This is a genomic window from Actinomyces sp. MRS3W (assembly GCF_032465695.1).
Taxonomy (GTDB): Bacteria; Actinomycetota; Actinomycetes; order Actinomycetales; family Actinomycetaceae; genus Actinomyces.
This window is the reverse complement of sequence record NZ_JAWDJJ010000311.1, coordinates 1-21,398: the sequence shown is the minus strand read 5'-3', so window position 1 is coordinate 21,398 and position 21,398 is coordinate 1. Positions and strand designations below refer to the sequence as shown.

Here is a 21,398-nt window from a genome sequence, read left to right as displayed (position 1 = left end):
GCCCGGAGATGCCGCCAGGAAATACGTGATGGTCAGTCCGACGATGCAGGCGGCCACCCCGATCGCCATGGCCAGGTCCTCCGCCTACGCCGAGCTGTACTTCTCCGACCTGCCCTGGCCGGAATTCGACCGCACCGAGCTGTGGCGTGCCTGCCAGGCCTACGCGCACCGGGAACGCCGCTTCGGCGGCGCCGTCGACAAGGTCGCGCAACCGTCCCAGCCCTGACGCTGGATTTAGCGGGTTACCGGGAGTTCCGGGAGCAGTCGGCGCACAGGCCGAAGAACTCCACCGTGTGCTCCATATCCGTGAAGCCCTGCTCGGCGGACACGCGCCGGATCCACTCCTCCAGCTCACTGCCGGCCACCTCCACCGTGCGTCCACATGAGCGGCACACAATGTGGTGGTGGTGCTCCGGACGCTCACACTCCCGGTAGAGGGTCTCCCCATCGGTGCCGCGAATCTGGTCGACCTCGCCGGCCTCGGCCATGGCGGTGAGATTGCGATAGACCGTGGCCAGCCCCACCCGGGTGCCCTCGGCCTGAAGCGCCGCGTGAATCTGCTGGGCGGAGCGGAATTCGGCGGTGCGGCGCAGCATGTCCGCCACGGCGGCCCGCTGCCATGTGGAGCGGTGACGGGGCTGGTGCTGGGATTGCTGGGATTCAGTCATGACAAGGCCTCCGGTTCGCTAGTGTCGAGGCGGCGTCGGCGGCCCACGCCCAGGGAGCGCACGATCCCGCCGAGCAGAGCGACCACGGCGTAGGCCACCACAAGCAGGACGACGATCATGGCGCCCGGAGATGCCGCCAGGAAATACGTGATGGTCAGTCCGACGATGCAGGCGGCCACCCCGATCGCCATGGCCAGGTGCATGGTGCGCCCGAAGGAGTAGGACACCAGTTGGGCGATGGCCACGGGCACGATCATGACCGCCGAGACGAGCAGCGCCCCCACCACCCGCATGGACACCGACACGGTCAGCGCCGCCACGACGGCCACCGTCACGTTCAGCACCCCTGTGGGCAAACCGATCGAGCGGGCGAACTCCTCGTCGTGGCACAGGGCGAACAGCGGCCCGCGCAGGCCGATCCCCACTGCGAGCACGGCGATGGCGAGCACCACCGTGAACCGGGTGTCGGAGGCCGACACGGTCGCGATTGACCCGAACAGATAGCTGGTCAGGTTCGTCGTCGTCCCGCCCGCCAGCTTGATGAGGATGACACCACCGGCAATGCCGCCGTAGAAGAGGATCGCCAGGGCCACGTCGCCACGGGTGCGGCCGCGTGCTCGGATCACCTCGATGAGCACCGCGCCCACAACCGAGGTGACGATCGCCCCGGGTATTGCCCAGGCGTCGTGCGGCGTCACGTGAGCGGCGGCGCCGGCGATCCACCCGAGTGCCACGCCGGTCAGGGCGATATGGCCGATGCCGTCGCCCAGCAGCGCCAGCCCCCGCTGCACCAGGTAGGTGCCCACGACCGGGGCGGACAGCCCGACCAGGACGGCGACGATATAGGCCCGTTGCATGAGCGGGCTGGCGAGCATCTCGCCCAGTGCGGTGAGCAATTCGTTCACTGGGCTCCTCCCGCCTGCTGCACGGAGGTAGTGAGCACGGGGGCGTGATGTGCAGCCGGCTCGGTGCTGCCGTGCTCATGCGCGTGCTCGCAGTTGTCGGGACGATCGTGCCCGAGCTCGTCATGGCGGGCGTGGTCATGCGCGAGCCGACTCTTCGGCCCATCGAATACCACTCGTCCCTCGGCCAGCACCACCGCCCGCTCGACGACGTCGGTCAGCTCACCCATCTCGTGCAGGACGGTCAGCAGCGTCAGACCCTGGTCGCGCAGCCCGGCCAGGGTGACGGCCAGGGACTCGCGTGAAGCACGGTCGATACCCGCCAGCGGCTCGTCCAACAGCAGCAGGTCGGGGGAGCGCACCAGGGCGCGGGCGATGAGCACGCGCTGGGACTGGCCGCCGGAGAAGACCTGCACATGGTCCTGCGCCCGGTCGGCGAGCCCAACCGCGTCCAGTGCCGCCAGCGCCCGCTGCCGCGCGGCCCGGCCGCGGTCGGCGAAGGGGCGGGAGGGGGACAACAGCCCGGAGCGGACCACTTCCAGCGCCGTCGCCGGCACGCCGGAGGAGGCCCCCACCCGCTGCGGAACGTAGCCGACCCGGTCCCAGGGGACGGTGCGCCGGTCCGCAACGTCACGGCCGAACAGGCGTACCGTGCCCGAGCTGACCGGGTGCAGGCCGAGGATCGTCTTGACCAGGGTCGACTTGCCCGAGCCGTTGGCCCCGAGCAGGGCGACCGATTCGCCCTCGCCGACGGTGAGGTCGATGCCGCTGAGGATGAGGCTTGTGCCCAGGACGACGGAGACGTCGGTGACGTCGATCGGGGGTGCCCCCGCAGGAGTGGGCGTGGAGGTCATGAAGTCCTTCTGGCGATGATGGGAACCGTGATCACTCGCAGGATAGCGCGGTGCGCAACTCCTCGAGGTTCGTGGTCATGGCCCCAGCGTAGTCGCCCGAGGCGGGGGCGGACTCGATGGGATTGAGTACGGCGGTGGTTGCGCCGGTCTCCGCGGCGAGCGCCTCCGCCGTCTTGGGGGAGACGAGCTCCTCGGTGAAGATCGTCGTGGTCCCCGTCTCCTCAACAATCTTCTTGACGGCGGCCAGCTCGGAGGGACTCGGCTCGGATTCGGGGTCAAGGCCGGAAACCGACGCCTGGGTCAGGCCGTACCGGTCGGCCAGATAGCCGAAGGCGGAGTGGGCGGTGACGAAGGTGGTGCGCTCGCACTGGGCGAGCCCGTTCGAATAGTCGGCGTCCAGGCCCTCCAGGGTGTCGGTCAGGGTGGCTAGATTGGCCTCATAGTCCGCCGCGTGGTCCGGGTCGGCCTGCGCCAGGGCGGTCTCGATGGCCTGCGCTGCGGCCTGCATACGCACCGGGTCGAGCCAGAAGTGCGGGTCGGTGGATTCGGCGGCGTCGTGGTCGGCCTCCTCCTCGGTATCCTCGGTGTCCTCGTCGTGGTCGTGCGCGACCCCGTCGTGGTGGACCAGGTCAACCGTGGCGGACAGTTCCAGGACGGTGGGGCCGGAGACCTCGGCCAGGGCGTCGTCGAGAGAGGGCTGGAAGCCGGCTACGTAGACCACGAGGTTGGTGGCGGACAGGGCGGTAACGTCCTTGGGGGCCAGCTCGTAGTCGTGCGGCTCGACATTGGTTGGCGTGACGCTGGTGACGTCTACGTGGTCGCCGCCGACGGCTTCGGTCAGGTATTGGATCGGGTAGAAGGATGCGGCCACCGACAGTGTTTCCCCGGTTTGCCCGGTATTCGTGCCATCGGCGGGGGTTGAATCGGTGGAACATGCGGCTAGGGAGACTCCGGCCAGGCTCAGTGCGGCGGCTGCGGCGATGCCGCGGCGGGCGGGGGAAAGAATGTTCATGGGAACCATTCTCATGTGTTTGAGGGTGGGGCGTCAAATCCGGTCGACGCGCCCCTTAGACTTGCCCCGTCCGTCCCGCCGACCGCGCGCGGATGACAGACGGCATTGAACGACACCAGGACCTACGGAGAAACACAGTGGCAGCAACTCCCTCGACGCTCGACCGCGTCATCAACCTTGCAAAGCGGCGCGGCTTCGTCTTTCCCTGCGGCGAGATCTACGGCGGTACCCGCTCGGCCTGGGACTACGGGCCGCTCGGCGTCGAGCTCAAGGAGAACATCAAGCGTCAGTGGTGGCAGTACATGGTCCGCTCCCGTGACGACGTGGTCGGCCTGGACTCCTCGGTCATCCTGCCGCGTGAGACCTGGGTCGCCTCTGGCCACGTGGCTGCCTTCACCGACCCCCTCATCGAGTGCACCTCCTGCCACAAGCGCCTGCGCGAGGACGAGCTTCAAGAGGCCTATGCCGCCAAGCACGGCATCGACAATCCCGACGACGTCGCCCTCGACCAGCTCGTGTGCCCCAACTGCGGCACCCGCGGCGCTTTCACCGAGCCCAAGGCCTTCTCCGGTCTGCTCAAGACCTTCCTCGGGCCCGTCGACGACGAGGCCGGCCTGCACTACCTGCGCCCCGAGACCGCCCAGGGCATCTTCATCAACTTCACCAACGTCATGAGCGCCGCCCGCAAGAAGCCGCCCTTCGGCATCGGCCAGGTTGGCAAGTCCTTCCGCAACGAGATCACCCCGGGCAACTTCATCTTCCGCACCCGCGAATTCGAGCAGATGGAGCTGGAGTTCTTCGTCGAGCCCGGTACCGACGAGGAGTGGCACCAGTACTGGATCGACTACCGCAAGGCCTGGTACACCGACCTGGGTATCTCCGAGGACAACCTGCGCCTGTACGAGCACCCCAAGGAGAAGCTCTCCCACTACTCCAAGCGCACCGTCGACCTGGAGTACCGCTTCGGCTTCGCCGGCGGCGAATGGGGTGAGCTCGAGGGCATCGCCAACCGCACCGATTTTGACCTCAGCACCCACGCCGAGCACTCCGGCAAGGACCTGTCCTACTTCGACCAGGGCAAGAACGAGCGGTGGACCCCCTACGTCATCGAGCCGTCGGCTGGGCTGACCCGCTCGCTCATGGCCTTCCTGGTGGAGGCCTACACCGAGGACGAGGCCCCCAACACCAAGGGCGGCACCGACAAGCGCGTGCTGCTGCGCCTGGACCCGCGCCTGGCCCCGGTGAAGGCCGCGGTGCTGCCGCTGAGCCGCAAGGAGGAGCTGACCGGACCCGCACGCGAGTTGGCCGAGCGCCTGCGCAAGACCTGGAACGTCGAGTACGACGATGCCGGCGCCGTCGGCCGCCGCTACCGCCGCCAGGACGAGGTCGGCACCCCCTTCTGCCTCACTTACGACTTCGAGTCGCCCGAGGACGGGGCGGTGACCGTGCGCGAGCGCGACACCATGGTCCAGGAGCGCATCCCGCTCGAAGGGGTCGAGCGCTACCTCGCCGAACGCCTCATCGGCTGCTGAGCCTGCTGAGGCTGCTGGCCACCGCTCCTGTCCTGCGTTCTACGACCTTGGGGTACGTTTCACGACCCCGGGGTGGTCGTGAAACGTACCCCAGGGTCGGAAATCGACATGGCGGGGGCGGGCGCCGTGCGGCACTCACCGGCGCCGCAGCCCCAACATCGAGCCCTCGCGCAGCCCCGCCTCTAATCTCGTACCCGGCCACAGCAGATCACGGTTGGGCGTGAGCGAGGCGACGACGTCGGCCGGGAATGCCGCGAGCACCTTGTCTGCCAGCGCGTGCAGGTCGCGGAACTCGCTGTACACCACCCGAATGAACCGCCAGCCCATGGCCTGAATGGCGTCCTGACGCAGTTTCTCCTGCCAGGCGTCTTCACGGGTGCTGTATTTCATGCGGCCGTCAACCTCAATGACGATTCCGAAGTCGGGCCAGCACAAGTCGACCCAGCGTCTTTCCGCGCCTGTGTCGATGGGGTGTTGAACATGGGCAGACGGCAGACCCACGGTCAGCACCAGCCACCGCATGACGCTCTCACCGGGCGAATCGGCCAGCGGCGTCGCCGCCCCCAGTACGGCTCGCGCTTGCGCTATTCCACGTCTGTGCGCGGAACGCTGCAGCCATCCGTGCCAGGTGTCGCGAGCCCGCTTCTCGGCGTCGATATATGCGCGGCGGTCGTTCGGTTGCGACCGGCAGTACAACCGCAGCGCCGCGTCGGCGATGGCCAGGGCGTTGTGCGCGGGCTCATCGAAGGCGCAGTCGAAGGCGGTACGTAAGGCAGTAGTGACCGGCAGCCCGCCGACCACGGTGATGTCTTCCTCGGACAGGTCCAGTCGGCGCCGCCACAGCATGGTCCGCCGACAGTAGAAGTCTTCGTGCGTGTTCGGGTGAGGTGGCCCGGTTGGCGGCACGCTGATCAGCGGCAGGCTGGTTCCCACTCGCTTGGGGGCGCCGTCGACCTGGAAGTACACGTCCGGTTCCTGGCTCATCATGGGTAGCCCGAGGAGGAGCGCAGCGGATGCGTGCGTGAGGCAGCGTGCGGAGCGGTGCGTGCTCTGCGCGGTGATGGCGCGCGCCAGGGCGAGGGTGTAGCGGTGCTGCCAGCGCTTCGCCTCGGGGGCGGGAATCCAGTGAATGCCGGGAGCGAGCCGCAGCGCCGAGTCGGGGACGTCGGCGCCGATCCTGGCGTTGCGCCCTGAGCGGATGAGAACGGGGAACAGATTCCGGTCGAGGGGCTGGTGAAGCGTGACGGACGACATGCCGTGAGCATCCGCCGGCGGGCGTGTGTGAGCCAGTTCCAGTCGCGTCGCCTGTGGATGGGCACCAGCGCGGGGTGCCGCCAACGTTGCCTGTGGACTTCGGTACTGGAGGGACCGGGCTCTGTACCGACGAGTCGAAGACCTAGCCATGCGTTCCACGACCTTGGGGGACGTTTCACGACCCCGGGGTGGTCGTCAACCGTCCCCCAAGGTCGGAAATCGACATGCGGGGAAGGGGACGCTGCGCCGCCTGCCGTGACCAGCGGTGCCTACGCGGCACTCGCCGGGTCAGCGGGCATGATGGCCGGGTGAACGCCGAGACGACGCCCGCCCCGCACCACCATCATTCCGGCCCCCTTGACCTGGACGCCGCCGAGGCCAGGCGCGTGCGCCTGGTGCTGGCCGCCATCGTCGTGCCGCTGGTGGTGGCCACCATCATCGGCCTCATCGTGCTGTGGCCGGGGAAGAGCTCGCTGACCGGCTCTCAACCCTTCACCGCCGACGGCGCCACGCTGGAGTCGGCCACCATCACCTCCCTGGAGGCCGCCGACTGTGCCGACGCCACCGGCGGGTTGGAGGGAATCACCAATGACTCCCTGCTGGCCGACGCCGTCTGCGCCACCATCACCTCCGGCGACGGCGAAGGCCTGGTCATGCCCGTGCATATCCCCGCCGAGTCGCTGTCCGCGGCCGACGTCGGGGACAAGCTACAGGTGATGTACACGCCCGCCGCGCTCGCCTCCGGCACCCCCTATGTGTTCGTCGACTACGTCCGCCAGGTGCCGGTCGCCGCGCTGGCGATTGTCTACCTCGTGCTCGTCGTCGCCGTCGCCGGCCGCAAGGGGGCGCTGAGCGTGCTGGGACTGCTGCTGGCCACGGCCGTCCTGCTGGGCTTCATGATCCCGGCGCTGCTGGATCTGGCCTCACCCATGTGGGTGACACTTGTGGGCGCCTCGGCCATGATGCTGCTGGCCGTGTACGTCGCCCACGGCATCTCCGTGCGCACCACCACGGCGCTGCTGGGCACCTTCGCCGGTGTGGTCATCACGGTGCTGCTGTCCCTGTGGGGAGTGGACGCCGCCAACCTCACCGGCGCCACCGAGGAGACCTCGCTGACCCTGACGGCCATGGTGGGCGGCATCAACCTGCAGGCGCTGCTCACCTGCGGCATGGTGGTGGCCGCCCTGGGCGTCCTCAACGACGTCACCATCACCCAGGCCTCCGCGGTGTGGGAGCTGCACGCCGCCAACCCGTCCCTGGGACGGGCCCGCCTGTTCACCGGCGGCATGCGCATCGGCCGCGACCACATCGCCTCGACCGTCTACACCCTCGCCTTCGCCTACGCCGGCACCGCCCTGCCGCTCATCCTGTCGGCCTCCCTCATCGACCGGTCCTTCACCGACACGCTCCTGTCCGGTGAGATCGCCGAAGAGGTGGTGCGCACCCTGGTGTCCTCCGTCGGCCTGGTGCTGGCCATTCCGGCGACGACGGCGATCGCCGCCTCCCTATGCCGCACCACCCCGGCACGCGCCTCAGCCGCCGGAGACGTCTAGCTCGGCGTCGGCGAGCAGAGCCCGATCGGACTCGCCCAGGTAGGGGGAATCCAGCCAGCCCTCGGGCAGGTGCGGGGTACGGGGGTGCCCGGCTCGTCCGCGCGGCCCCTCGGCCGCAGCCCCGGGGAAGGGGACCGTCTCGGGCAGCCGCGAGCGCATGTGTGCCAGCGCGGCGTCGAGCTCGGCCAGTGAGGACACGCGCATCAACTCTCTGCGCGCCGCCCCGCCGACCGGGTACCCCTTGAGATACCAGCCGATGTGCTTACGCAGGTCCCGCACCCCCCGGTCCTCGCCCAGCTCCGCGGCCAGCAGCCGCCCATGCTCGGCGATCACCGAGATGACGGCGTCCAGATCGGGGCGGGTGCGCTTGACGACCCCGTGCAGGGCGGCCACGATGTCAGCGAACAGCCAGGGACGCCCCTGGCAGCCGCGTCCCACCACGACGCCGTCGCAGCCGGTCGCACGCAGCATCGCCACCGCGTCGTCCCCGTTCCAAATATCCCCATTGCCGAGTACCGGCAGGGCAGTTGCCTCCTTGAGGCGGGCGATCTGCTCCCAGCGTGCCTGGCCGGAGTAGTGCTGCCGGGCCGTGCGCGCATGCAGGGCCAGGGCGGAGATGCCGGCGTCGGCGGCCAGGCGCGCCGCATCGAGGAAGGTCTCGTGCTCCTCGTCAATGCCCAGGCGCATCTTGACCGTGACCGGCACCTCGCGCCCTCGCCCGCTGGCGCGCACGGCGGCCTCGCTGGCGTCCACCGCGGCACGCATAATTGCCGCCAGCAGGTCGCGTTTCCACGGCAGGGCGGCGCCCCCGCCCTTGCGCGTCACCTTGGGCACCGGGCAACCGAAGTTGAGATCGATGTGGTCCGCCAGATCCTCCTCCACCAGGATCCGCACCGCCGCGGCCACTGTGGCCGGATCCACCCCGTACAGCTGAATGGAGCGCACTCGCTCGGAGGGGTCCGTACGCACCATGGCCAGGGTCTTGGCATTGCGCTCCACCAGCGCCCGGGTGGTGACCATCTCGGTCACATACAGTCCCGCCGGCGCCGCCAGTGCCCCGTCAACACCGGGGAGGGGCCCCTCTTGGGTGGGGCGCAGATGCTCCGGCAGCGCCGACTCCCCATAGCGGCGGCACAGGCGCCTGAAGGACGCGTTGGTCACCCCGGCCATGGGGGCAAGCACCACCGGTGTGGCGATCTCCAACGGGCCAAGGCGCAGCGGCGCCACCACGGTGGATGCGGGGGCCGGCGTGTTGATCGGCGCGGCCGGGCTGGGTGAAGCGGTCACCGGCACATGCTGACACACCGGCTGCGCACCTGGCGCCCGCCCGACGTGGGACGCTGGTGACATGAGCCCCGTACCCGCCCCGACCACCGGTCTGCTGACGGGGCGCACCGTCCTGGTCACCGGCGTGCTGCGCCCCACCTCGATTGCCGCCGCCATCGCCGCTACCGCCCGCGAGCAGGGCGCGCGCGTGGTACTGACCGGCCACCCGCGCGTGCTGCCGATCACCGAGGCAACCGCCCGGCGCATCGGCGGCATCGACGTCGTCCTCCCGTTGGACGCCACCGACGCCGCCGCGCTGGCCGGGCTCACCTCCGCCCTGCGAGCTTGCGGCATCACCCGGCTCGACGGTGTGGTCCATTCCATCGCCCGCGCCAACCCCGACCTGCTGGGAACCGTCCTGCCCGCCGAGACTGTCGGCGACGCCGCCCCGGTTGCTGCGCGCCTGCAGGAGCTGGCCGCCGCGTTCACCGCCTCGGTGGCCTCCTTCCCGGCCCTGGTGGCGGCCGTTGACCCACTGCTGGGGGAGGACGCGTCAGCGGTTGCCCTCAGCTTCGACACCGGGCACGTGCACCCCGGCTATGGCTGGATGGGACCGCTTAAGACCACGCTGGAAGCCACGGTGCGCAGCCTCGCCGTCGAGCTGGGCCCACGTGGCGTGCGCGTCAATGCGCTCAGCGCCGGCCCACTGCACACCCAGGCGGCTTCGGCGATTCCCGACTTCGAGGAGCTGGCCGCCCGGTGGGAGCGCGCCGCGCCACTGGGCTGGGACGCCGCCGATCCGTCCCCGGTGGCCCGCAGCGCCGTCGCACTGCTGTCGAGCTGGCTGCCGGCCACCACTGGGCAGATCCTCCACGCCGACGGCGGTGCCCCGCTGCGCCTGTGAGCACCGGCTCGTCCTGACGAGGCGCCCGGGTGCCGTAGGGTATCCGCGTGACGACTGACTCCTCCGGGAAAATCCTCGTGCTGGTCCGGCACTCCAAGGCCGCCCACAACGCTCCCACCGACTTGGAACGCCCACTCACCTCGCGCGGGCGCGCCTTGGCGGACGAGCTGGCGCGCGCGCTCGGCCGCCGGATGAGTCACCTCGACCTGCTCCTGGTTTCGCCCGCGGTGCGCGCCCGCCAGACCGCCCGGCCCATGACCGAGCGCCTGGCCCCTGCACTGACCCGCGTCGAACCGGAGATCTACCATGAGGGCCCCGGCGGGATCCTCCGGCTCCTGGAACCGCTGCCGGAGACGACGCGACAGGTGCTCGTCGTCGGCCATGAGCCGACCGTCTCGGTGCTGGCGCACCTGCTTCACGACACCGCCGACGACCTGGCCGACCAGGTCTCCTTCGGCATCCCCACCGCCACCGCGCTCGTGCTGCAGGTGCCGGGCGCCTGGGCCGGACTCGGCCCCCACGCCGCTCACCTCAGCGAAATCGTCACCGCCCGCCGCTAGGGCGCCGGCTGCGGCTCATTCAGAGCAGCTCCAGCACTGCGGTGAGGTCACGCACGTGCACGGCGGCGGCCGCCTGCTCGGTGACGACCGGCTTGGCGCAGAAGGCCACCCCGAGCCCCGCTTCGGCGAGCATGCCCAAGTCGTTGGCGCCGTCGCCCACCGCGACCGTTCGCTCCAGCGGAACGCCGTCGGCCTCGGCCCAGGCGCGCAGGCAGCGCACCTTCTCCTCGCAATCCACGATCCGCCCCAGCACCTTCCCGGTGAGGACGCCGCCCGCCACCTCAAGCCGATTGGCCGCCACATGATCGATGCCCAGGCGCTCGGCCAACGGGCACACCACTTCCTCAAAACCGCCCGAGACCACGCCCACTCGACAGCCCCGCTCATGGAGTGCCGCAATGAGCTCGCGCGCGCCCGTCGTGGGTCGCACCTCGGCAAGCACCTCGGCAAAGACCGTCTCGGGGACGCCCGCCAGCGTCGCCACCCGCTCCCGCAAGGAGGCGGCGAAGTCCAGCTCCCCGCGCATGGCCCGCGCGGTCACCTCCGCGACGCGCTCCCGACTGCCGGCGCGCTCGGCGAGCAGCTCAATGACCTCCTGCTCAATGAGGGTGGAATCGACGTCCATGACCAACAGCCCGGGGCCCTGGGAGGCCAGCGCCCCGGTAGCGCGGGCGCCGGACACGCGCCCGGCAGTGGCTGACTGCGCGACTGAATGCATGTCCGGATGCTAACCAATGCCCGCCGCCCGGAGACGACGCCGCCCCGGAACCCTTCCGGGCCCGGGGCGACAGTCGCATGCCTGTGCTAGCGGCACCTCAACGTCAGCGCACGACCTTCTTGCCCTTGGCAACCACGGTGATGCCAGATTCGGTCACCGTGAAGCCGCGCTCACGATCGTGGTCGTGATCGATGCCGACCATGGCGCCCTCCTCGACGACGACGTACTTGTCGAGGATGGCGCGGTTGACCACCGTGTTGCGTCCGACGTTAACCCCGTCCATGAGCACCGACTCGCGCACCGAGGACCAGGAGTTGACCCGCACCTCGGGGGAGAGCACCGAGGAGATGACCTCACCGCCGGAGACGATGACGCCGGGGGAGACGATCGAGTCGACGGCGTGGCCCAGGCGCTCGTGGTGTCCGTAGACGAACTTCGCCGGCGGCATGGAGTTGGTGTAACCCGCGAACAGCGGCCAGTGACTGTTGTACAGGTTGAACACGGGGCTGACGCTGATGAGGTCCTGGTGGGCCTCATAGAAGGCATCGACCGTACCCACGTCGCGCCAGTAGTCGCGGTCGCGCTCGGTGGCGCCGGGAACCTCATTGTCCTTGAAGTCGTAGACGCCGGCCCCGCCCTGGGCCACGAACCACGGGACAATGTTGCCGCCCATGTCGTGCTTGGAGGATTCGTCCGCAGCATCCACCGTCACGGCCTCCAGCAGCGCGCTGGCGTCCATGATGTAGTTGCCCATGGAGGCGAGCACCTCATCGGGGGAGTCCGGCAGGCCCGGGGTCTCCTTGGGCTTCTCGACGAAGGCCTTGATCTTGCCGCGGTTGTCCGGGTCGGACTCGATAATGCCGAACTGATCGGCCAGCTCCCGCGGCTGGCGGATGCCGGCAACGGTGCACGGCAGGCCGGAAGCGATGTGGTGGTCGAGCATCTGCGAGAAGTCCATGCGGTAGATGTTGTCCGCACCGGTGATGACCACGTAGTCCGGGCGCTCGTCGTCGAGCAGGTTGAGCGACTGGTAGATCGCGTCCGCGGACCCGAGGAACCAGTGCTTGCCCACGCGCTGCTGCGCGGGGACCGGGGCGATGTAGTTGCCCAGCATGTCGGACATGCGCCACGTCTTGGAGATGTGGCGGTCCAAAGAGTGCGACTTGTACTGCGTAAGCACGACCACTTTGAGGAAGCCCGAGTTGATCATGTTCGACAGTGAGAAGTCGATGAGCCTGTAGATGCCCCCGAAGGGCACCGCCGGCTTGGCACGGTCGACCGTCAGCGGCATGAGGCGCTTGCCTTCACCGCCGGCGAGGATGATTGCGAGGACGCGAGGGGAAGCCATGGGGCCACCTTACGGTGATTTCGGTCATCTCGGGAGGGGATTGGACCGAACAATCATGTTTTCCCCTTCGTGCCAAGGCAAACATCGGTCACGACACCCCGTGAGCGCCGCAGTGCCCGTCAAAAACGCGCGCCGCCACTCCGGGGAGGCTACCGTGGGCCCTGCGGCCTGCCCCACGGCGGGGCCGCCCGACCAGGCCAATAACCCACACAACCGCTCAAACCCAGACGGTTCCGGACGTGCGCGGGTGCACGAGCGAGGAGGACAGCGCTGTGACTGACAAACTAAGCGCCGCACAGGGCGAGAACGCGAAGCTGCGAGTCGACCTGCTAACCAAGGAATATCCGCCTTTCATCTATGGTGGCGCGGGCGTGCACGTCAACGAGCTCGCCAAGGTGCTGCGCCCCCTGGCCGATGTGCGTGTGCACGCTTTCGGCGGCCCGCGCGAGCCCGGCACCGAGGGCGCCGACCCGGGCGTGACCGGCTACCCCGAGGTCGCCGAGCTCGATGGCGCCAACGCCGCCCTGCGTACCTTCGGCGTGGACCTGGAAATGGTGCCCGGGGTTGAGGGGGCGGACATCGTCCACTCCCACACCTGGTACGCCAACCTCGCCGGGCACCTGGCGGGCCTGCTCTACGGCATCCCCCACATCCTGTCCGCCCACTCCCTGGAGCCCATGCGCCCCTGGAAGGCCGAGCAGCTGGGCGGCGGCTACGCGCTGTCCTCCTGGGCCGAGCAGCAGGCCTACGAGGGCGCCTCGGCGATTATCGCCGTGTCCAACGGCATGCGTGAGGACATCCTCAAGTCCTACCCGAACGTCGACCCCGAGCGGGTCAAGGTGGTGCACAACGGCATTGATCTAGCCGGCTGGGCTCGCCCCGACGACGCCGAGTTCGAAGCACTGGCGGCGGACGTTCGCGGCCGCTACGGCATCGACACCTCCCGCCCCACCGTCGTGTTCGTCGGCCGCATCACCCGGCAGAAGGGACTGCCGCATCTGCTGCGGGCCGTGGAGAAGCTGCCTGCCGAGGTTCAGGTCATCCTGTGCGCCGGCGCTCCCGACACTCCGGAGATCAAGGCGGAGGTGGACGCCGCTGTCACCGCCCTGCAGGCCCAGCGCACCGGCGTCATCATGATCGAGGAGATGCTCCCGCACCGCGAGCTTCAGGCGGTCCTGGCCGCCTCCGACGTCTTCGTCTGCCCCTCCGTGTACGAGCCCCTGGGCATCGTCAACCTGGAGGCCATGGCCATGGGGCTGCCGGTGGTCGGGTCGGCCACCGGCGGCATTCCCGACGTCATTGTCGACGGCGAGACGGGCTACCTGGTTCCGATCGAACAGCTGACCGACGGCACCGGCACGCCCATCAACCCCGAGCAGTTCGCCACCGACCTGGCTGAGCGCCTGGCCGACCTGGTCATGGATGCCGACAAGGCCCAGGAGATGGGGCGGGCGGCGCGCAAGCGGGTGGAGGAGCACTTCTCCTGGACGGCTATCGCCGAGCGGACCATGGAGGTCTATCGGTGGGCGCTGTCTCAGGGCTGAGATAGTCGCGCACAGCACTGTTGTCGGGCCGGGGCTCGGTGGCGTGATGAGGAGTGGAATCCTTGTCAAGCTGCGGGTCCCGGCCCGTTGACGTGTGTCATCGATCTCTTCTATCCTTCGTTACCAACCGACTAGTCTGTCGGTAACGCAATGGAGCGAAGGAGAATGACCATGGATGACGTGCATGAGACACCTTTCGATGCCGCGGTTCAGGCAGTTCGGGGCGGCGCCGATCCCTTCGTCGAGGCCGGCGCCCTTTATGACCGGCTCACCGACGCCGAACGCCTCGGCCTGCTCGACGGCGACCAGCCCTTCTGGGAGGGCATGGCGGAGATGATGACGGTGGGCTATAACACCGTCCCCTATGTCCACGGCGAGGTGGCGCGTCTGGGAATCCCCGGTACCCGCTTCATTGACGGGCCCCGAGGCTGCGTGGCCGGCCACGGCACCGCCTTCCCCGTCTCCATGGCCCGTGGCGCCACCTGGGATGTGGACCTCGAGCAGCGCATCGGCGAGGCGATCGGCACCGAGGTGCGCGCGGCGGGCGGCAACTTCTTCGGCGGGGTGTGCATCAACCTGCCCCGTCACCCCGCCTGGGGGCGCATCCAGGAGACCTACGGCGAGGACACGTGCATCCTGGGGGAGATGGGCGCGGCCCTGACCCGCGGCGTCCAGCGCTACGCCATGGCCTGCGCCAAGCACTACGCCCTCAACTCCATGGAGAACAAGCGCTTCGAGGTTGACGTTACGATCGACGAGGCGCCGCTGCACGAGCAGTACCTGGCCCATTTCAAGCGCACCGCCGATGAGGGTGTCGCCGCGATGATGAGCGCCTACAACTCGGTCAACGGTGAGTGGGCAGGGCAGAACGAGTACCTGCTCCACCAGGTGCTGCGCGAGCAGTGGGGCTGGGACGGGATCACCGTCTCGGACTTCATCTGGGGGCTGCGCGACGCCGCCACCTCACTCAACAATGGCCTCGACCTGGAAGAGCCCCTGGTCCAGCAGCGCGCCCGGGACCTGCCCGCGGCCCTGGAGGAGGGACGCACGAGCTGGGAAGCGGTGCGCCGCTCCGGAGTGCGCCTCCTCGCAGCGCAGATCCGCTCCTACGCCTCGCGCGAGGATGTCGAGGAGGACGCAGCCGTTCTGGCCGCCCCGGAGCACCGGGCGCTGGCGCGCGAGGCCGCTGGCCGTGCGATGACGGTGCTCAAGAACGACGATGTCGACGGCGCCCCCGTGCTGCCCCTACCCGCCGGGCTGCGCACCATCGCCGTCATCGGACGCTTGGCCGAGGCGGAGAACATGGGCGACTCGGGTTCGTCCATGGTGCGCCCGCCCAGCTACGTCACGCCGGTTGACGGCATCCGCGCCGCCTACCCGGACGCCGAGATCCTTCTCGTCACCGAGGACGACCCGGACCTCGCCGCGCAGGCGGCGTCACGCGCGGACGTGGCCATTGTCATCACAGGCTTCGACAAGCACGACGAGGGCGAGTGGGTCGGCGGCGATACCATGGCCGATCCCGTTCTCACCGCACTCTTCCCGCCCCTGCCCGAGGGGGCGGTACTGCCCAGCGGCAGCGCCAATGCCATTATGACAGAGGGCTACGGCGGTGACCGGGCGAGCCTGTCCCTGCGGCAGATCGACGAACAGATCATCGCCGCCGTCGCCGCCGCCAATGCGCGCACCGTCGTGGCGCTCGTCGGCGCCGGCACCATCATGATGGAGAACTGGCGCGGTGATGTGCCCGCCATCCTCATGATGTGGTACGCCGGCATGGAGGGCGGACACGCCCTGGCCGACGTCCTCACCGGCACCGTCAACCCCTCGGGCCGCCTGCCCTTCTCCATCCCCACCAGCGAGGAGCACCTGCCCGCCTTCGACCGCGACTGGACGAGCGTCACCTACGACCGGTGGCACGGGCAGCGGCTGCTCGACAAGCTCGGTGTCGAGGCCGCCTACCCATTGGGGTGGGGGCTGTCCTACACCACCTACGCACTCGTTGACGCCGAGGTGGTGGATCGTCGGGGTGCGGGCGCCGACACCGTGCTCACCGTGCGCGCCACCGTGGCCAACACCGGTGGGCGTGACGGCATCCAGGTCGTGCAGGTCTACGGCCGGGGCGGCCTACACGCCGAGGAGACGCAGCTGCTCGGCTTTGCCACCGTCGCGGTGCCTGCCGGCGGTGAGGCGAAGGTGGACGTACCAGTGCGCCTCACGCAGCTCGGTTCCTGGAATCCCGACTCCAAGCGCATTGAGCTCGCTGACGGGGCCGTGGAGCTCGAAGTCGGCTTCCATGCTCACGACTCGCACGCCTCACGCCTGAACGCCTGATCGGTCACAACTCGCTACACTCGCGACGAATCTATGGCGGGTGTGAGGTGATGACATGACAGGGCGAGTCCGTATGGACGCGCACCAGCGCCTCGATCAGATCGTTGAGCAGGCTACGGACCTCATCGCGGAGAAGGGGTACTTCGGCTTCTCGATCGGTGAGCTGGCGCAGCGGTGCGGGCTGTCCAACGCCGGGCTCATCCATCACATCGGTTCCAAGGAGCAGGTCCTACACCTCGTGCTCGACGCGCGTGACCGCCGCGATGCGGAGGCGCTAGGCCTGACGGACATGTACGCCGCGCTGACCGGCGCGCAATCCGATGACGCATCCGTCGATCACGTGGTGAGACTCTTGCACGATCTGGTCGCACACAACGCCACCCAGCCCACGATGATCCGCCTGTATGCCATTTTGCGCGGTGAGGCGCTTTCTGCGGAGCATCCCAGCTATGCGTATTTCCGCAAGCGCGATGCGCAGGCAGTGCGAGCCTTCGAAGCCGCTCTGACAGGATACGTACGCAATCCCCACGCGGTGGCTCGGGCCACACTCGCCCTCATGGGCGGGTTGGAAGAGCAGTGGCTGCGTGACCCGGAGGACGTTGATCTCGTCGCTTGCTGGGATATGGCCTTCGGCGCGTTGCTGGCGGGCAGTCGGATCTAACGCGCCCACCACTCGGTGGCCGCCGCGACCCCGTGCCGCGCGGTAGCCAGCAGCGGACGCAGGACCTGCGCCCGCTCGTCGGCCTGCCGTGCGGTGGCCGCAGCGCCGTCGTCCTCCAGGGCGAGCATGCAGATGGCGCGCAACCGCAGGGAGCGCTCCAACAGGGTACGGCGGCGCGCGTCCAGTGTCGGAGGCAGCAGCCGCGGATTGACGACGGCGGTGACCACGTCGTTGAGCGTGTCGGCCAGTTCGGGGCGCTCACGCGCCAGATCCAGTTCAATGAGCGCGTCGATCGCGGCCTCGGTGGCGGCATGCACGTCGCGACGCGCCTGGGAGGCGTCCGCGGGCGGCAGCAGCGTGGTCATCTCCTCGACCTGCCAGGTCACCGACGTGCCCGTGACCCAGGGCACCAGTAGTACGCGTCGTCCGCTGGAGGCCTCGGCCACGACGCCTTCGCCGACGTCGAGGGCGGCCGCCAACCCCGGCAATGGATCTGCGGGGGAGGGCAGTACCGCGCTGGTGCGCGCGAGCGGCGCGAAGGCAGCGACCCACTCTTCCAGGCGCATTCGCCCCAGTCCCCATGGGGAAACGTCGTCGATGACTTCATGGACGCCGTCGGGGCCCTGGACGACGGCCCGTCCCTGCGAGGACGGGAACGGCGCCCACAGTGCCAGCAGGACGGACAGCGGCAGTGCAAGGGGATCCACGCCCCCGCACCTTAGCGCTATCACGGGCCGCTTGCAGGATAGGCTGATCGCATGACCAGCGTGCTCCGTTTCAACGACGTCTCGCTTCACCGCGGCACCACCCAGATCCTGTCCCACCTGACGTGGAGCGTCGCCGAGGGGCAGCACTGGGTGCTCCTGGGCCCCAACGGCGCCGGGAAGACGACGATCTCGCGTATCGCCGCAGCCCGCCTGTTTCCCTCCTCGGGCACGGTCGACATCCTTGGCGAGCGGCTCGGGCGCGTCGACGTGGCCGAACTTCGCCCACGCATCGGCCTGGCTTCCACTGCCCTGGCCGGTCGCGTCCTGGGCAGCGAGACGGCACTGTCGGTGGTGCTGTCGGCCTCGTACGGCCGCATCGGCGTATGGCGGGAGGAGTACGACGATTTCGATGTCGAACGCGCCCGGGCGCTGCTGACCGCTCTCGATGCCGGCCGGCTGGTGGACCGCACGTGGACGAATCTGTCCTCCGGGGAACGCAAGCGGGTCGAGCTGGCCCGCGCTCTCATGCCCGATCCCGAGCTGCTTATCCTGGACGAGCCCGCCGCCGGCCTCGACCTGGCCGGTCGGGAGCAACTGCTGGCCGCCCTGACCGACATCCTGTCCGCCCCGGGCGCCCCCTCCATGCTGCTGGTCACCCATCATTTGGAGGAAATCCCCGTAGGCTTCACCCATGGTCTCGCCCTGCGACAGGGCCGGGCCGTTGCCCTGGGGGAGCTCGACACCGTGCTGACCAGCGATGTGGTCACCACGGCCTTCGGCCTCCCGCTGGAAATCACCAAGGATCGCGGACGCTACGGCGCTCGCGGCGCATGAACGCCCACGTACGTTGAGGAGGACACAATGACATGGCTGTGGTGGGTCGGAGCCGCCCTCGTGCTCGGCGTCATTGAGACGGCGACGGCGGACCTGACATTCCTCATGCTCGCCGGCGGTGCGCTCGGCGGCGCCCTGACCGCCGGCCTGGGCGGGCCCCTGTGGCTGCAAGTGATCGTCTTCGCCGTGGTGGCCGCGCTGTTGCTGGTCGCGGTTCGTCCCTGGGCCAAACGGCACCTGGCCGCCACCACCCCGGAGATGCGCACCAATGCGCAGGCCCGTATCGGCCGCGAGGCGACGGCGCTGACCGTCATCGACGCCCGGGACGGCCGCGTGAGCATCGACGGCGAGGAGTGGAGCGCACGCCTGGCCGAGGGCGGCGGGCCCGCCGGGGCCTACGGCAGCAATGCCGCCGCGCACGTCGGCCCCGGCGCCAAGGTCCGCGTGGTTGCGATCGACGGCGCCGTCGCGGTCGTGGCCCCCTTATAGATCTTCGACATCCCATGCGCCGGTAACGATTCGCTGCACCTTCCCGTATGCTGCGAAGACACACTGACCGAAAGGCACACTCGTGAACGGACTGGAGACCGTGACCCTCGTCATTCTTGTTCTCATCCTGCTGCTCGTCATCGTCGCCCTGTTCCGGGCGGTGCAGATCGTGCCGCAGTCCTATGCGATCATCGTGGAGCGCTTGGGCAAGTTCCAGGCGGAGTTCGGCGCAGGCATGCACCTGTTGGTGCCTTTCATCGACCGTGTGCGCAACACGGTGGACCTGCGCGAGCAGGTGGTGTCCTTCCCGCCGCAGCCGGTCATCACCTCCGACAACCTCGTGGTATCCATCGACTCGGTCATCTACTACCAGGTGACCGATCCCAAGCGCGCCACCTACGAGATCGCCAACTACCTGCAGGCCATCGAGCAGCTGACCGTGACCACGTTGCGTAACGTTATCGGCGCCATGGACCTGGAGCAGACGCTGACGAGCCGTGACCAGATCAACGGCCAGCTACGCGGCGTGCTCGACCAGGCCACCGGCCGCTGGGGCATCCGCGTGTCCAACGTGGAGCTGAAGTCTATTGACCCGCCGGCTTCCATCCAGGGCGCCATGGAACAGCAGATGCGCGCCGAGCGCGACCGCCGCGCCGCCATTCTCACCGCCGAAGGTGTGAAGCAGTCCCAGATTCTCACCGCCGAGGGTGACAAGCAGTCCGCGATTCTGCGCGCCGAGGGGCAGGCCCAGTCCGCCATCCTCAAGGCGCAGGGTGAGTCCCGCGCCATCCTCCAGGTTTTTGACGCCATTCACCGCGGCAACGCCGACCCCAAGCTGCTGGCCTACCAGTACCTGCAGACCCTGCCGAAGATCGCCAACGGCTCCAGCTCCAAGATGTGGATCGTCCCCACGGAGTTCACCGCTGCCCTGGACGGCATTGCGGGCGCGCTCGGAGGTAAGTCCTCCGCCGGTGGGCCCGGCTCGGCCGCCTTCGCAGCCGACGCCGAGGCCGAGGCGGTCGGGGTGGATGTCTCCGGTATGGAATCCAGCCTTGACATCGCCGGTGACCTGGCCGAAACCAGCCTGCAGGCTCCTGAGGAGGCGCTCGCCGAGGCGCGGGGAGAGGCGCAGTCGGCCTCCGAGGAGGTAGCGGATGACTCCTCGTCCATCCCTCCCTCGAGCCGGGGCGAGTGAGCCGGTGACGTGTACTGCGCCCCACCGTGTGCCGTCAGTGAAATGAACCGGTACCGGTGGCGCGCAGGTGTAGCCTCACCGGGTGCTGCTTAAGACACTTCGTCACTACCTGAGGCCTTATGCGGCCTCGTTGGCGATCGTCTTCCTGTTGAAAATCATCGAGACGATCGCCGTTTTATCGCTTCCGACCCTCAACGCCGACATTATTAACGACGGCGTGGTCACGGGTGACACCAACAAAATCTGGAGCCTGGGCGGGGTGATGCTCGCCGTCACCGTCCTACAGGGCATCGTCGCCGTTGCTGGCACCTACCTGGCCGCCAAGGCGGCCATGGGCCTGGGACGCGAGATGCGCGCGGATATTTTCAACCATGTCCAGCGCTTCAACCTCGAAGAGGTCTCCCGCTTCGGAGCCCCCTCCCTCATCACGCGCTCGACCAACGACATCCAGCAGGTGCAGATGGTCGTGTTCATGACCAGCACCATGATGCTCATGGCGCCGATCATGCTGGTGGGCGGCACCATCATGGCGCTGCGCGTGGATGTGCCGCTATCCGGCTTGCTGCTCGTGCTCATCCCGCTGCTGCTCATTGTGGTCGGGGTGCTCATGAGCCGGCTGCTGCCGCACTTCCAGGTCATGCAGTCCCGGATCGACCGCGTCAACCTGGTCATGCGCGAACAGATTCAGGGCGTGCGCGTCATCCGTGCGTTCGTGCGGCAGAAGCAGCGCGGTGAGGTCTTCACCGAGGCTAACGATGCTCTGACGACCACGTCGCTGAGCATCGGCCGCCTGTTCGCCGTCCTCATGCCATCGGTGACCGTCATCATGAACCTCGCCTCCATCGGCGTCATGTGGTTCGGCGGGCTGCGGATCAATGACGGGCAGATGGAGGTGGGCGACCTCACCGCCTTCCTCAACTACATCATGCAGATTCTCTTCTCTGTCATGATCGCCGTCATGCTGGTGACGATTCTGCCGCGTGCCCAGGTTGCCGCCACCCGCTTCCAGGAGGTCATGGCCGTGGACCCGGCCATTAAGCCCCCCGCCCAGCCCCGGCACCTG

Annotated in this window: 21 protein-coding genes; 12 read left to right on the top strand and 9 right to left on the bottom strand. The window is 68.7% G+C overall.

Annotated elements, in window-relative coordinates; translation table 11 throughout:
* Positions 1-226 (top strand): undecaprenyl diphosphate synthase family protein (locus RWX45_RS11780; RefSeq protein WP_316023907.1); only part of this gene is annotated, 226 nt, incomplete at its 5' end.
* Between the two features lie 16 nt (positions 227-242).
* On the opposite strand, the gene RWX45_RS11775 is transcribed toward RWX45_RS11780, so the two are convergent.
* From RWX45_RS11775 to RWX45_RS11760, 4 genes are read right to left on the bottom strand one after another with little or no spacing between them, the layout of a single operon-like run.
* On the bottom strand, positions 243-668 hold the full coding sequence (locus RWX45_RS11775; protein WP_316023906.1) for a transcriptional repressor: 426 nt from the start codon (positions 666-668) through the stop codon (positions 243-245).
* Positions 665-1,564 carry a metal ABC transporter permease gene (locus RWX45_RS11770; RefSeq protein WP_316023910.1) on the bottom strand — a complete coding sequence of 300 codons (900 nt, stop codon included), beginning with the start codon at positions 1,562-1,564 and terminating at the stop codon, positions 665-667. The genes RWX45_RS11775 and RWX45_RS11770 overlap by 4 nt, the downstream gene beginning before the upstream one ends.
* A 5-nt stretch (positions 1,565-1,569) precedes the next feature.
* A complete protein-coding gene (locus RWX45_RS11765) occupies positions 1,570-2,424 on the bottom strand; it encodes a metal ABC transporter ATP-binding protein (protein ID WP_316023905.1) in 855 nt (284 codons plus the stop codon).
* Between the two features lie 31 nt (positions 2,425-2,455).
* Positions 2,456-3,445 (bottom strand): metal ABC transporter substrate-binding protein, encoded by a 990-nt coding sequence (locus RWX45_RS11760; protein WP_410050721.1) that lies wholly within the window; start codon positions 3,443-3,445, stop codon positions 2,456-2,458.
* 128 nt (positions 3,446-3,573) lie between these two features.
* Between RWX45_RS11760 and RWX45_RS11755 the strand changes: the two genes are divergently transcribed.
* Entirely contained in the window at positions 3,574-4,968 is a 1,395-nt protein-coding gene (locus RWX45_RS11755) for a glycine--tRNA ligase (RefSeq protein WP_316023903.1), read from the top strand.
* Positions 4,969-5,103: 135 nt separating this feature from the next.
* Here RWX45_RS11755 and RWX45_RS11750 read toward each other — a convergent pair whose 3' ends face one another.
* Positions 5,104-6,222, bottom strand: a complete 1,119-nt coding sequence (locus RWX45_RS11750; RefSeq protein ID WP_316023902.1) for a hypothetical protein — start codon at positions 6,220-6,222, stop codon at positions 5,104-5,106.
* Positions 6,223-6,530: 308 nt separating this feature from the next.
* On the opposite strand from RWX45_RS11750, the gene RWX45_RS11745 reads away from it, so the two are divergent.
* The gene (locus tag RWX45_RS11745) at positions 6,531-7,775 is read left to right on the top strand and encodes a YibE/F family protein (protein ID WP_316023901.1); all 1,245 of its coding nucleotides are present in this window, start codon (positions 6,531-6,533) and stop codon (positions 7,773-7,775) included.
* On the opposite strand, the gene dusB is transcribed toward RWX45_RS11745, so the two are convergent.
* Positions 7,755-9,125 carry a tRNA dihydrouridine synthase DusB gene (dusB, locus tag RWX45_RS11740; RefSeq protein ID WP_316023900.1) on the bottom strand — a complete coding sequence of 457 codons (1,371 nt, stop codon included), beginning with the start codon at positions 9,123-9,125 and terminating at the stop codon, positions 7,755-7,757. The two genes, RWX45_RS11745 and dusB, sit on opposite strands and share 21 nt — an antisense overlap.
* Here dusB and RWX45_RS11735 point away from each other — a divergent pair.
* A complete protein-coding gene (locus RWX45_RS11735) occupies positions 9,124-9,945 on the top strand; it encodes an SDR family oxidoreductase (protein ID WP_316023899.1) in 822 nt (273 codons plus the stop codon). The genes dusB and RWX45_RS11735 overlap by 2 nt on opposite strands.
* 47 nt (positions 9,946-9,992) lie before the next feature.
* Complete coding sequence (locus RWX45_RS11730; protein WP_316023898.1) at positions 9,993-10,505, top strand: SixA phosphatase family protein; 513 nt, start codon at positions 9,993-9,995, stop codon at positions 10,503-10,505.
* Between the two features lie 19 nt (positions 10,506-10,524).
* Here the strand turns inward: RWX45_RS11730 and serB are convergent, their stop codons facing one another.
* The gene (gene serB / locus RWX45_RS11725) at positions 10,525-11,223 is read right to left on the bottom strand and encodes a phosphoserine phosphatase SerB (RefSeq protein WP_316023897.1); all 699 of its coding nucleotides are present in this window, start codon (positions 11,221-11,223) and stop codon (positions 10,525-10,527) included.
* A gap of 103 nt (positions 11,224-11,326) precedes the next feature.
* Complete coding sequence (glgC, locus tag RWX45_RS11720; protein WP_316023896.1) at positions 11,327-12,571, bottom strand: glucose-1-phosphate adenylyltransferase; 1,245 nt, start codon at positions 12,569-12,571, stop codon at positions 11,327-11,329.
* Positions 12,572-12,885: 314 nt separating this feature from the next.
* On the opposite strand from glgC, the gene glgA reads away from it, so the two are divergent.
* From glgA to RWX45_RS11705, 3 genes are all read left to right on the top strand, one after another.
* The gene (gene glgA / locus RWX45_RS11715) at positions 12,886-14,115 is read left to right on the top strand and encodes a glycogen synthase (protein ID WP_316023909.1); all 1,230 of its coding nucleotides are present in this window, start codon (positions 12,886-12,888) and stop codon (positions 14,113-14,115) included.
* A 171-nt stretch (positions 14,116-14,286) separates the two neighbouring features.
* On the top strand, positions 14,287-16,449 hold the full coding sequence (locus RWX45_RS11710) for a beta-glucosidase family protein (RefSeq protein ID WP_316023895.1): 2,163 nt from the start codon (positions 14,287-14,289) through the stop codon (positions 16,447-16,449).
* A gap of 55 nt (positions 16,450-16,504) precedes the next feature.
* Complete coding sequence (locus tag RWX45_RS11705) at positions 16,505-17,110, top strand: helix-turn-helix domain-containing protein (RefSeq protein ID WP_316023894.1); 606 nt, start codon at positions 16,505-16,507, stop codon at positions 17,108-17,110.
* Here the strand turns inward: RWX45_RS11705 and RWX45_RS11700 are convergent.
* Positions 17,107-17,817, bottom strand: coding sequence for a hypothetical protein (locus tag RWX45_RS11700; protein WP_316023893.1), 711 nt, complete (start codon positions 17,815-17,817; stop codon positions 17,107-17,109). The two genes, RWX45_RS11705 and RWX45_RS11700, sit on opposite strands and share 4 nt — an antisense overlap.
* Positions 17,818-17,868: 51 nt before the next feature.
* Here RWX45_RS11700 and RWX45_RS11695 point away from each other — a divergent pair, with 51 nt between their 5' ends.
* The 4 genes from RWX45_RS11695 to RWX45_RS11680 all read left to right on the top strand — a co-directional run.
* Positions 17,869-18,651 carry an ABC transporter ATP-binding protein gene (locus tag RWX45_RS11695; protein ID WP_316023892.1) on the top strand — a complete coding sequence of 261 codons (783 nt, stop codon included), beginning with the start codon at positions 17,869-17,871 and terminating at the stop codon, positions 18,649-18,651.
* Positions 18,652-18,678: 27 nt separating this feature from the next.
* A complete protein-coding gene (locus tag RWX45_RS11690) occupies positions 18,679-19,140 on the top strand; it encodes an NfeD family protein (protein WP_316023891.1) in 462 nt (153 codons plus the stop codon).
* A 91-nt stretch (positions 19,141-19,231) separates the two neighbouring features.
* On the top strand, positions 19,232-20,335 hold the full coding sequence (locus RWX45_RS11685) for an SPFH domain-containing protein (RefSeq protein WP_316023908.1): 1,104 nt from the start codon (positions 19,232-19,234) through the stop codon (positions 20,333-20,335).
* 82 nt (positions 20,336-20,417) lie between these two features.
* Positions 20,418-21,398: ABC transporter permease (locus RWX45_RS11680; RefSeq protein WP_316023890.1), on the top strand; the 981-nt coding region annotated here is incomplete at its 3' end.

What these genes read in the sequence shown, in the direction of transcription:
- RWX45_RS11695 (WP_316023892.1), top strand. Translation starts at nt 17,869, where the DNA reads ATGACCAGCGTGCTCCGTTTCAACGACGTCTCGCTTCACCGCGGCACC.
- RWX45_RS11750 (WP_316023902.1), bottom strand. Translation starts at nt 6,222, where the DNA reads ATGTCGTCCGTCACGCTTCACCAGCCCCTCGACCGGAATCTGTTCCCC.
- RWX45_RS11705 (WP_316023894.1), top strand. Translation starts at nt 16,505, where the DNA reads ATGACAGGGCGAGTCCGTATGGACGCGCACCAGCGCCTCGATCAGATC.
- RWX45_RS11735 (WP_316023899.1), top strand. Translation starts at nt 9,124, where the DNA reads ATGAGCCCCGTACCCGCCCCGACCACCGGTCTGCTGACGGGGCGCACC.
- glgC (WP_316023896.1), bottom strand. Translation starts at nt 12,571, where the DNA reads ATGGCTTCCCCTCGCGTCCTCGCAATCATCCTCGCCGGCGGTGAAGGC.
- serB (WP_316023897.1), bottom strand. Translation starts at nt 11,223, where the DNA reads ATGCATTCAGTCGCGCAGTCAGCCACTGCCGGGCGCGTGTCCGGCGCC.
- RWX45_RS11765 (WP_316023905.1), bottom strand. Translation starts at nt 2,424, where the DNA reads ATGACCTCCACGCCCACTCCTGCGGGGGCACCCCCGATCGACGTCACC.
- RWX45_RS11710 (WP_316023895.1), top strand. Translation starts at nt 14,287, where the DNA reads ATGGATGACGTGCATGAGACACCTTTCGATGCCGCGGTTCAGGCAGTT.
- dusB (WP_316023900.1), bottom strand. Translation starts at nt 9,125, where the DNA reads ATGTCACCAGCGTCCCACGTCGGGCGGGCGCCAGGTGCGCAGCCGGTG.
- RWX45_RS11760 (WP_410050721.1), bottom strand. Translation starts at nt 3,445, where the DNA reads ATGGTTCCCATGAACATTCTTTCCCCCGCCCGCCGCGGCATCGCCGCA.
- RWX45_RS11690 (WP_316023891.1), top strand. Translation starts at nt 18,679, where the DNA reads ATGACATGGCTGTGGTGGGTCGGAGCCGCCCTCGTGCTCGGCGTCATT.
- RWX45_RS11775 (WP_316023906.1), bottom strand. Translation starts at nt 668, where the DNA reads ATGACTGAATCCCAGCAATCCCAGCACCAGCCCCGTCACCGCTCCACA.